Origin of the sequence: Thalassospira sp. UBA1131 (genome assembly GCF_002311515.1) — a bacterium.
GTDB lineage: Bacteria > Pseudomonadota > Alphaproteobacteria > Rhodospirillales > Thalassospiraceae > Thalassospira.
This window is the reverse complement of sequence record NZ_DCAO01000044.1, coordinates 117,202-126,297: the sequence shown is the minus strand read 5'-3', so window position 1 is coordinate 126,297 and position 9,096 is coordinate 117,202. Positions and strand designations below refer to the sequence as shown.

At 56.1% G+C, this 9,096-nt stretch carries 12 protein-coding genes; 6 read left to right on the top strand and 6 right to left on the bottom strand.

Annotation, left to right across the window (positions count from 1 at the left end; all coding sequences use genetic code 11):
- The 4 genes from B3Z49_RS07345 to B3Z49_RS07330 all read left to right on the top strand — a co-directional run.
- On the top strand, positions 1-732 hold a 732-nt coding region (locus B3Z49_RS07345; RefSeq protein WP_296989471.1), incomplete at its 5' end, for a polysaccharide deacetylase family protein.
- 17 nt (positions 733-749) lie between these two features.
- Entirely contained in the window at positions 750-1,277 is a 528-nt protein-coding gene (gene uraD, locus B3Z49_RS07340; RefSeq protein WP_296989469.1) for a 2-oxo-4-hydroxy-4-carboxy-5-ureidoimidazoline decarboxylase, read from the top strand.
- Between the two features lie 76 nt (positions 1,278-1,353).
- A complete protein-coding gene (alc, locus tag B3Z49_RS07335) occupies positions 1,354-2,370 on the top strand; it encodes an allantoicase (protein WP_120224097.1) in 1,017 nt (338 codons plus the stop codon).
- 12 nt (positions 2,371-2,382) lie between these two features.
- Positions 2,383-2,889 carry an ureidoglycolate lyase gene (locus B3Z49_RS07330; protein WP_296989465.1) on the top strand — a complete coding sequence of 169 codons (507 nt, stop codon included), beginning with the start codon at positions 2,383-2,385 and terminating at the stop codon, positions 2,887-2,889.
- A gap of 70 nt (positions 2,890-2,959) precedes the next feature.
- On the opposite strand, the gene B3Z49_RS07325 is transcribed toward B3Z49_RS07330, so the two are convergent.
- The gene (locus B3Z49_RS07325) at positions 2,960-3,640 is read right to left on the bottom strand and encodes a tetratricopeptide repeat protein (protein ID WP_296989463.1); all 681 of its coding nucleotides are present in this window, start codon (positions 3,638-3,640) and stop codon (positions 2,960-2,962) included.
- A gap of 262 nt (positions 3,641-3,902) precedes the next feature.
- Between B3Z49_RS07325 and B3Z49_RS07320 the strand changes: the two genes are divergently transcribed.
- Both B3Z49_RS07320 and B3Z49_RS07315 read left to right on the top strand, forming a co-directional pair.
- Positions 3,903-4,172, top strand: a complete 270-nt coding sequence (locus B3Z49_RS07320; RefSeq protein ID WP_296989461.1) for a ribbon-helix-helix domain-containing protein — start codon at positions 3,903-3,905, stop codon at positions 4,170-4,172.
- The gene (locus B3Z49_RS07315; protein WP_296989458.1) at positions 4,162-4,506 is read left to right on the top strand and encodes a type II toxin-antitoxin system RelE/ParE family toxin; all 345 of its coding nucleotides are present in this window, start codon (positions 4,162-4,164) and stop codon (positions 4,504-4,506) included. The genes B3Z49_RS07320 and B3Z49_RS07315 overlap by 11 nt, the downstream gene beginning before the upstream one ends.
- Positions 4,507-4,603: 97 nt before the next feature.
- On the opposite strand, the gene B3Z49_RS07310 is transcribed toward B3Z49_RS07315, so the two are convergent.
- From B3Z49_RS07310 to B3Z49_RS07290, 5 genes are all read right to left on the bottom strand, one after another.
- Positions 4,604-5,386 (bottom strand): succinate dehydrogenase iron-sulfur subunit, encoded by a 783-nt coding sequence (locus B3Z49_RS07310; RefSeq protein WP_008888450.1) that lies wholly within the window; start codon positions 5,384-5,386, stop codon positions 4,604-4,606.
- 25 nt (positions 5,387-5,411) lie between these two features.
- Positions 5,412-7,208 carry a succinate dehydrogenase flavoprotein subunit gene (gene sdhA / locus B3Z49_RS07305; protein WP_296989456.1) on the bottom strand — a complete coding sequence of 599 codons (1,797 nt, stop codon included), beginning with the start codon at positions 7,206-7,208 and terminating at the stop codon, positions 5,412-5,414.
- 4 nt (positions 7,209-7,212) lie between these two features.
- A complete protein-coding gene (gene sdhD, locus B3Z49_RS07300) occupies positions 7,213-7,596 on the bottom strand; it encodes a succinate dehydrogenase, hydrophobic membrane anchor protein (protein WP_008888452.1) in 384 nt (127 codons plus the stop codon).
- A gap of 26 nt (positions 7,597-7,622) precedes the next feature.
- Positions 7,623-8,003 (bottom strand): succinate dehydrogenase, cytochrome b556 subunit, encoded by a 381-nt coding sequence (sdhC, locus tag B3Z49_RS07295; protein ID WP_008888453.1) that lies wholly within the window; start codon positions 8,001-8,003, stop codon positions 7,623-7,625.
- Positions 8,004-8,406: 403 nt separating this feature from the next.
- Positions 8,407-9,096 (bottom strand): MaoC/PaaZ C-terminal domain-containing protein (locus B3Z49_RS07290; protein WP_296989451.1); only part of this gene is annotated, 690 nt, incomplete at its 5' end.

The following is a 9,096-nucleotide window of genomic DNA, read 5'->3' as shown; positions in this document are numbered from 1 at the left end:
ATGCGCGAAGGTGTCCGCCATATGAGCATGGAGTCGATCTATGAATATGGATCGCGCGTGGGTGTCTGGCGTATTCTGAACCTGTTTCGTGAACGCCAGATCCCGATCACCATCTTTGCCGTCGCCATGGCGCTGGCCCGCCATCCCAGGGTCGGCGAAGTCGCGATGAAGGATGGTCACGAGATCTGCTCGCACGGGTATCGCTGGATTGATTACCAATACATGCCAGAAGATCAGGAACGCGAACACCTGCATAAGGCGATCGAGATCATCAAAAACGTCACCGGCGAACGTCCGCTGGGTTGGTATACCGGCCGCACCAGCCCCAACACCCGCCGTCTGGTGGCTGAGGAAGGTGGCTTCCTCTATGACGCCGATGATTACAGCGACGAACTCCCGTTCTGGAGCACCCAGACCGACACCCCGCACCTGATTGTGCCCTACACCCTTGATGCCAACGACATGCGCTTTGCCGCCATGCAGGGTTTCAATTCCGGCGAACAGTATTTCCAGTATCTCAAGGACAGCTTCGACACCCTTTACGAAGAAGGGACCGAAACCCCGCGCATGATGTCGATCGGCCTGCATTGCCGTCTGGTCGGGCGTCCGGGCCGGTTCGCAGCGCTCAAGCGCTTTGTCGATTATGTCCAGAGCCACGATAATGTCTGGTTTGCCCGCCGTATCGATATCGCCCGTCACTGGCGCGAAAATCACCCGTTTGGCGGCGAATAAAGAAACACAAGGTCCCAATGACAGAAACCACCCAATCCCCGTTTGAAACCCGCCCACCCAGCACACTCGCCGAAAGCGCGTTCGTGTCGCTTTATGGCTGGGTTTACGAACATTCCCCGTGGGTTGCCCATCAGCTTTATGAACGCGGCATCGCCAAAAACCTCGACACCCCTGCGGCGCTTGCCGATGCCATGGCGGCCATCGTCAATGGCGCGGTTGATGATGACAAACTGTCACTTCTGCGCGCCCACCCCGATCTTGCGGGCAAGCTTGCGCTGGCTGATTTGACCGAGTCATCACAAAGCGAACAAAAGGGTGCCGGGCTTGATCAATGCACACCGGGTGAACTTGCCCGCTTTACCGAACTTAATGATCTCTATAAACAGAAGTTCGGCTTTCCGTTCATCTTTGCCGTCAAGGGTTTCCATCGCACCGATATTCTCGAAGCGTTCGAGCGGCGCGTGAAAAACGACCCGGAAACCGAATTCAATGAGGCGATCACACAGGTTCACCGCATTGCCAAATTGCGGCTCGAAGCGCTGTAGGGTTAACCACAGCACCACGAGCAGCAATCACCTGTGACCGCCAGATAATAAACGACCATTTCAGGATAAAAAGACCATGAGCCATCAGGAAAACACCGACGCACCGGAATTTGCACGGCGCTTTGTCAATCTGGCCGACGAACGTCTGGGCGCAGAAGCAATCTTTGCGACCGACGATTTCTTCGCCGACAAGCAGCGCATGCTGCAAACCGCCGATGCGGTGTTTTATCCTGACCGCTATGACGATCACGGCAAATGGATGGATGGCTGGGAAAGCCGCCGCAAACGTGTCGAAGGCCATGATTACTGTGTCGTCCGTCTGGCAACATCCGGCCGCATTTACGGTGTTGATATCGATACCAGCCACTTCACCGGCAACTTCCCGCCGGCCGCATCACTTGAAGGCTGCTATTGCCCAAGTGGCGATCCGACCGACGATACCAAATGGCATGAAATCGTTGCCCCATTGGGCCTTGGTGCCAGTGCGCATCACTATGCCGACGTCACGTCCGAGGCGATCTATACCCATGTCCGCCTGCACATCTATCCCGATGGCGGTGTCGCACGCCTGCGCGTCTATGGTCGCCCGAACCGCGACTGGACAGAAATGGCCGCCAAGGGCGAACAGGTCGATCTCGCCGCAATGATCAATGGCGGTGTGGTTGTTGGCTGGTCGGATGCCCATTACGGCAACCCGAATGCCATTCTGGCACCGGGTCGCGGGGTCAATATGGGCGATGGCTGGGAAACCCGTCGTCGCCGCGAACCGGGCAATGAATGGCTGATTGTTGAACTGGGTCACCCGGGCGAGATTGAAAAAATCATCGTCGATACCTGCCACTTCAAGGGCAACTATCCCGACCGCGTTTCGATTCAGGGTGCGTTTGTCGATGGTGAAAAGGACAAGTCGCTGCGCGCACGTTCTATGTTCTGGTCGACCATCCTGCCTGAAAGCAAAATGCAGGCAGACCATATCCACGAATTCGATGCGTCCGCACTTACCGTCAATGGTCCGGTCACCCATCTTCGGGTCAACTCGATCCCCGATGGCGGCATCAGCCGTTTGCGCATTCTTGGCAAACCAACCAAGTAACGGGGCAGGGTCATGCAGCTTCCCATCGAATATCTGACCCCGGATGCTTTCGCCCCGTTTGGCGAGGTGATCTCGACCGCCACCGCACGCGATACCTACAAGATCAATCAGGGCACCACGACCCGGTTCCATGATATCTCGCGCGTCGATGTCAGTGACGAAGGCGGCGCCCCGATCATCAGCATCTTTCGCGGCACACCCCGGCCCAAGCCGATTGAAATCAAGATGATGGAACGCCACCCGCTGGGCTCGCAGGCCTTCATCCCGCTTGCGGGTCAGAAGTTCCTGATTGTCGTCGCGTCGGGCGCTGAAACGCCAAAGCCCGAAGACCTGCGCGCGTTTCTTTCTGATGGCACACAAGGTGTTACCTACGCCAAAAACGTCTGGCATCACCCGTTGCTCGTCCTTGAAGAAGACAGCGACTTTTTGATCGTGGATCGCGCAGGCCCGGGCAACAACCTCAATGAAGTCGACCTGCCCCTGGTCGACGGCGAAGTCATCACGCTTGATTGGGCGTAACGCAGCAAAGTGACGAAATAACAAAGGCCGGGAATTCCCGGCCTTTTTCTTTTCCTGTTGCGGATACTTATCACTGAGCCGGTGCAGCCGCCCCACCGTTCAGGTCCAAAGCTAGCAAGCGCTTCTGAATGGTCTGGGACAGTACCGGACCAGCCCCCGCCTCCAGTGCGCGCTGATAGGCTGCCCGTGCCATTTCAGTCTTGCCCATCGCCAGCGCATTGTCGGCGAAATGCGCGATATGCTCGGCCGTTGGCATTGCCTTGTTGGCACGGATAAACACTTCTTCGGCTTCCTGATAGCGGCCTTGGCGATACAGGATCAATCCATAGGTATCGAGCGCACCGGGATCATCCGGGGCCACCTGCAAGGCCTGCTTTGACAGGCGCTCGGCCTCCTGCAGGTTTTCGCCGCGCACCGCATAATGATAGGCCAGCCAGTTGGCTGCTATCATATTGCCCCGTCCTGCCGCCTGATAGGCCTCGGCCGTCATGGTATCGCGGTAAGATGTAATCACGCTTTCAATGGCATTTTGATCAAGCCCATCCACCCAGGTCAGCCCGACCCGCACAGCCTTGCAGCCTTGTGCATTGGCCTGCTGGCACATGGCGACCGCTTCCTCGACCGCGCCAATCACCGTGGCATTCGGCCCGGCGGCATATTCCTTGCCCGCCGCATCGCGCGCCATGGCCTTGAAATCGATCATCGCCCGATAACGGTCGTCAACCTTTTGCTCAGTCGGGGCAGCAAACATATCCTGTGCTTCCCACTTCGGCGCAGTTTCCCCACAGGCGGCAAGACCCAAAAGCAAACCCAAACCAAGAAAAGGCGCAAAAGCACGAACAGATGAAATAACGCGATGGGACAAGGCGAACGTTCCCTGCTTGATGAAAACCAGACCAGAACCTTAGCGGTTTTGCGTAAGACAGATATTAACAAAGCGCGACAAATTCACAGCCGGAACTTGACATGAATACTACTGGGTAGCACCATCTATCCACCAAAGGAGCGCATCAATGACCGTGAAGTCGTCTATTTCTCTGACAGATAGCCAAAACGCCTTTGCCCGCGAGCTGGTCGCACAGGGTAAATATCCCAGTGTCAGCGCCGTGCTTCAGCAAGGCCTTGAGTTGCTTCGCGATAAATCCGAAACCGAGTCTCTTGAGACCGAGGCGCTTAGACAGATCATTACAGCGCGGCGCGAAGGTAAGTTCGTCTCAAACACAGAAATGAAAAACCAGATTTCAGCAATCGCGACCAAGAAACGTGCATCGCATGACCTATGAGGTCATCTATTCGGCAGATGCCGAACGTGACTTTGAACTGATTTTCGACTTTCTGTTTCAAAGCTATGTCGGCTTTGGTGAAAACCCCGACAGTGCCATTTCCCACGCTCAGCAGCGCCTTCTTGATATTCACAGCGACATCGAAAAACTCGGCAACACCCCTTTTTGCGGCACCTTGCATGACGCAATATTACCCGGACTTCGTCACGTAACACTCGGCCGCGCCATTGTCTGGTTTGATATCCTTGAGGACGCACAGACAGTCCGCGTCCTCGCCATCTTCTTTGGCGGTCAGGATCACGTACGCCATATGCTTGCCAGACTGTTACAATAGTCACATTTCAAAAGAAAAAGCCGCCGGGATCAAGGATCCTCGGCGGCTTTAACAAGCTGGCGTTAAACGCCAATATCAGGGCAACAAGCCTGCGGCTTTACGCGCGGCGTTCGGCGATCATCTTTTTGATTTCGGTGATCGCAAGCGCCGGGTTCAGGCCTTTCGGGCAGGTGTTGGTGCAGTTCATGATCGTGTGGCAACGATACAGGCGGAACGGATCTTCGAGTGCATCAAGACGTTCACCGGTATATTCGTCACGCGAGTCTGCCAACCAGCGATACGCCTGCAGCAGAACAGCCGGGCCGAGGTAACGGTCGGAGTTCCACCAGTAAGACGGGCACGCGGTCGAGCAGGAGAAGCACAGAATGCATTCCCAAAGACCATCAAGCTTGGCACGCTCTTCACGCGACTGCAGACGTTCGCCATCCGGCGGGGTCGGGCTGTCGGCCTTAAGCCACGGCTCGATGGATGCGAGCTGCGCATAAGGCTGGGACAGATCCGGCACCAGATCCTTGACGACTGGCATATGCGGCAGCGGATAGATCTTTACTTCGCCCTTGATGTCTTCGATCGGCTTGAGACACGCAAGCGTGTTACGGCCATCGATATTCATCGCGCACGAACCGCAAATGCCCTCACGGCAAGAACGACGGAAAGTCAGTGTCGCGTCGATCTCGTTCTTGATCTTGATCAGCGCGTCCAAAACCATCGGCCCGCATTTGTCGAGGTCGATGTCATAGGTGTCGGTACGCGGGTTATCGCCACTGTCCGGATCAAAACGGTAAATCTTGAAGGCACGGACATTCTTCGCGTCAGCCGGCGCAGAGAACGTTTTGCCCTCTTTGACGACCGAATTGGCGGGAAGATTGAATTCTACCATCTCTCAAATCCTCTCTTGCCGCGCCTTAATAGACGCGCTCTTTCGGCTCGATATACGACACTTCATCGGTGAGCGTGAAGTTGTTGACCGGACGATAGGTCAGATCAACGCCATAGCCCTTCTCGGTGTTCACGGTCGCAATCGTGTGCTTCATCCAGACTTCGTCATCACGCTTTGGGAAATCTTCGTGGGCATGTGCACCACGCGATTCATGACGCGCTTCTGCCGAATTCATGGTTGCAGCGGCACAGGTCATCAGGTTCTCAAGCTCGAGAGTCTCGACCAGGTCCGAGTTCCAGATGAGGGATCGATCCGAAACACCGACGTCGGGAAGCGTCTTGGCGGTTTCAGAAAGCTTGTCCTTGCCTTCTTTAAGGATTTCCGAGGTCCGGAATACGCCGCAGTTACCCTGCATGACGCGCTGCATTTCCAGACGGATATCAGCCGTCGGACGCGAACCTTTTGCCCAACGCAGACGGTCAAAGCGTGCAATCGCCTCGTCGCCATCGGTGGTTTTAAGCTCCTTGAAGGATGCCTTGGAATCGACCACTTCGGCGGCATGCATGCCACATGCACGGCCAAACACAACAAGGTCAAGCAGCGAGTTCGTACCCAGACGGTTCGCACCGTGGACCGAAACGCAGGCTGCTTCACCAGCCGCCATCAGGCCCGGAACGATTGCGTTCGGGTCTTTGGCGGTCGGGCGCAGGACCTCGCCCTTATAGTTGGTCGGGATACCGCCCATGTTGTAATGGACCGTCGGCAGGACCGGGATCGGTTCCTTGGTCGCATCAACACCGGCAAAGATTTTCGCGGTTTCGGTAATACCCGGCAGACGTTCCCACAGCACTTCCGAACCAAGATGTTCAAGGTGCAGGTGGATGTATTCGCCGTGTTCGCCAACACCACGACCATCACGGATTTCCTGTGCCATACCACGCGACACAACGTCACGCGATGCAAGGTCCTTAACGGTCGGCGCATAACGTTCCATGAAACGCTCGCCTTCGGAGTTGGTCAGATAACCACCTTCACCACGGGCACCCTCGGTAATCAGGCAGCCTGAACCGTAAATGCCGGTCGGGTGGAACTGAACGAATTCCATATCCTGCAGGCCAAGACCCGCACGGGCCACCATGCCATGACCGTCACCGGTACAGGTATGGGCCGAGGTGCAGCTAAAGAACGCACGGCCATAACCGCCAGATGCCAGAATGACCATCTTGGCGTTAAAGCGATGCAGCTCGCCGGTATCGAGATCCCAGGCGACCAGACCTTTGCACGAACCGTCTTCGTCCATGATCAGATCAAGGGCGATATATTCGACAAAGAATTCGGCTTTGTGCTTCAGGCACTGCTGATAGAGGGTGTGCAGCATGGCGTGACCGGTACGGTCGGCTGCGGCACATGCACGTTCAACCGGCGCCTTGCCGTGGTCACGGGTGTGGCCACCGAACGGACGCTGATAGATTTTGCCATCTTCGGTCCGCGAGAACGGCATGCCGTAATGTTCAAGTTCATGAACCGCCGGAACAGCATTTCGGCACATATATTCGATCGCGTCCTGGTCACCGAGCCAGTCCGAACCCTTGACGGTGTCATACATATGCCACTGCCAGTGATCCTCGGACATGTTGCCAAGCGATGCACCGATACCGCCCTGGGCAGCAACGGTGTGCGAACGGGTCGGGAAGACCTTGGTGATACATGCGGTTTTAAGGCCGGCTTCAACCGTACCCAGTGTCGCGCGCAAACCCGCGCCACCCGCACCCATAACAACGACGTCGTAGTTATGGTCGATAATTTTATAAGATTCACTCATTGGCTCAGGCTCCGGCAAAAACGATACGCAGGACTGATACGATGGCCGCCACAGACAAGAACGCTGCGACCGCCTTGATCAGCATCAGCGAGATCACTTCTGCTTTACGGTTATGCACATAATCTTCGATCACAACCTGCAGGCCGTGCGTGAAATGCACGGCAACACTGACGATCATCAGGATCATCATGGTTGAATGGAAATACGAGCTCAACCAAGCGTGAACGGCATCGTAATTCGCCGTGTGCCCGGCAAGTATAGAAACAATGAACCAGATGCCGAGCGGAAGGTTTGCAGCAGCCGTAACGCGCTGGGTCCACCAGTGCGAAGAGCCACTTTTGGCAGAACCGAGACCGCGGACACGGCCCAGATCGGATTGCATCTTCATGACAAGTTGTCCCCTCTTGCCCGGCCTTAGGCCAGACCGATGATCCAGGTGAGAATGGTCAGCACGACTGCCGCGCCAAGGACGATCGGGTTGCCTTTGGCAGCACCCTCATTCGTCAGGCCGCGACCGGTATCCCAGACAAGGTGACGGATCCCGTTGCAGGCGTGGTAATAAAACGCCGCCGTCCAACCGAACAGCAGCAGCAGACCAAACCACGAGGTGAAAAATCCGTGATAGCCGTTAAAGGCTTCACGACCAGCGCCGGCACCAATCAGCCAGGACGCCAAAAATACGAAACCAATGGCAAGGCCGACACCCATCACGCGGAAGGAGATGGACATCTTTGCCGTCATCGGAAGCCGGTACACCTGCAAGTGCGGAGACAGCGGCCGATTGGCTTTGCTCATAGCGGAATTGCCTCTTCTCAAAGTAGCTGGCGGGAAAGCAGGGTTTATTTACCCATGCAGCGGGTTTGAGTCAATCTGAACCCCTTTGTAAACCAAAGAAATCAGTGACAAAACGCCTCAACTGCCTCCGTTAAACTACGTAGGTTGACCTCTCAGACACCGTAAACACCCTGCGGGAAGGGCGCTGCGAAGGACACGGGTCATTCACTTACGGCGTAACGTGCTTTTAGCAATCGCACAATTAGACCTTCTTACGCAAGGAAACTGCCAGCGGATCGGGTCTTATTTATTGCAAACACATATGAATGCGCCCTCACCCGATCAAGACCGGGTCCAGGCGCGCGGCGAAATTACCCTGGCGCGGCCAAACGAAAAGTTAAGCCACCCCAGGATTTATGACGAGTCAGCGCGCGATCAGCACCGTGTAGTCGAAATCAAGCAACACATCAGACTGATATTTGCCATCCGCGTCTTTCAGCGGGAAGTCACTGGCCTGACGATCGCGGACCGCCACCAGACGCAGGCGAAGCGCGCCCAAATCACGACGACCGGGCACCTCGAACTTGCCCAGAACTTCCGACCAGGCAAAAATCGTATCCCCCGCAAAGGCCGGATTGGCGTGCGCCCCGGCATTGATTGCGGCAATCCGGAACGCATTGCCAAGGCCATTGAATGAAAGGGCACGGCACAGCGAAATGATATGCCCGCCATAGATCAACCGCTTGCCAAATCGACCGCCATTGGCCGCGACCTGATCGAAATGCACCTTGGCGGTGTTTTGATAAAGCCTTGTTGCGATCTGATGTTCGGCTTCTTCCAGGGTCATGCCATCGACATGATCGATCTTCTCGCCGACATAATAATCATCCCAACGATGCGGAGAGCCGGAAAGCTCGGTCGAATAGCCCGATACATCAAGCCCGACCGGGATCTGAAATGCCTCGGGCGCGACAACGCCAGGCAATTCCGGCAGGACCGTTTCCGGGGCCGGGGCACTTTCATCACGTTTGCGCACCATGACCCAGCGATTGTAATCAAGCACCATCTCGCCGCGCTGATTGCGCCCGACGGAATTGACATACACCACACCGGT

Excerpts from the sequence above, each read along its gene's own strand:
- B3Z49_RS07325 (WP_296989463.1), bottom strand. The coding sequence starts at position 3,640 with ATGTTTGCTGCCCCGACTGAGCAAAAGGTTGACGACCGTTATCGGGCG.
- B3Z49_RS07320 (WP_296989461.1), top strand. The coding sequence starts at position 3,903 with ATGACCGTGAAGTCGTCTATTTCTCTGACAGATAGCCAAAACGCCTTT.
- sdhA (WP_296989456.1), bottom strand. The coding sequence starts at position 7,208 with ATGAGTGAATCTTATAAAATTATCGACCATAACTACGACGTCGTTGTT.
- sdhD (WP_008888452.1), bottom strand. The coding sequence starts at position 7,596 with ATGAAGATGCAATCCGATCTGGGCCGTGTCCGCGGTCTCGGTTCTGCC.
- B3Z49_RS07310 (WP_008888450.1), bottom strand. The coding sequence starts at position 5,386 with ATGGTAGAATTCAATCTTCCCGCCAATTCGGTCGTCAAAGAGGGCAAA.
- uraD (WP_296989469.1), top strand. The coding sequence starts at position 750 with ATGACAGAAACCACCCAATCCCCGTTTGAAACCCGCCCACCCAGCACA.
- sdhC (WP_008888453.1), bottom strand. The coding sequence starts at position 8,003 with ATGAGCAAAGCCAATCGGCCGCTGTCTCCGCACTTGCAGGTGTACCGG.
- B3Z49_RS07330 (WP_296989465.1), top strand. The coding sequence starts at position 2,383 with ATGCAGCTTCCCATCGAATATCTGACCCCGGATGCTTTCGCCCCGTTT.
- alc (WP_120224097.1), top strand. The coding sequence starts at position 1,354 with ATGAGCCATCAGGAAAACACCGACGCACCGGAATTTGCACGGCGCTTT.
- B3Z49_RS07315 (WP_296989458.1), top strand. The coding sequence starts at position 4,162 with ATGACCTATGAGGTCATCTATTCGGCAGATGCCGAACGTGACTTTGAA.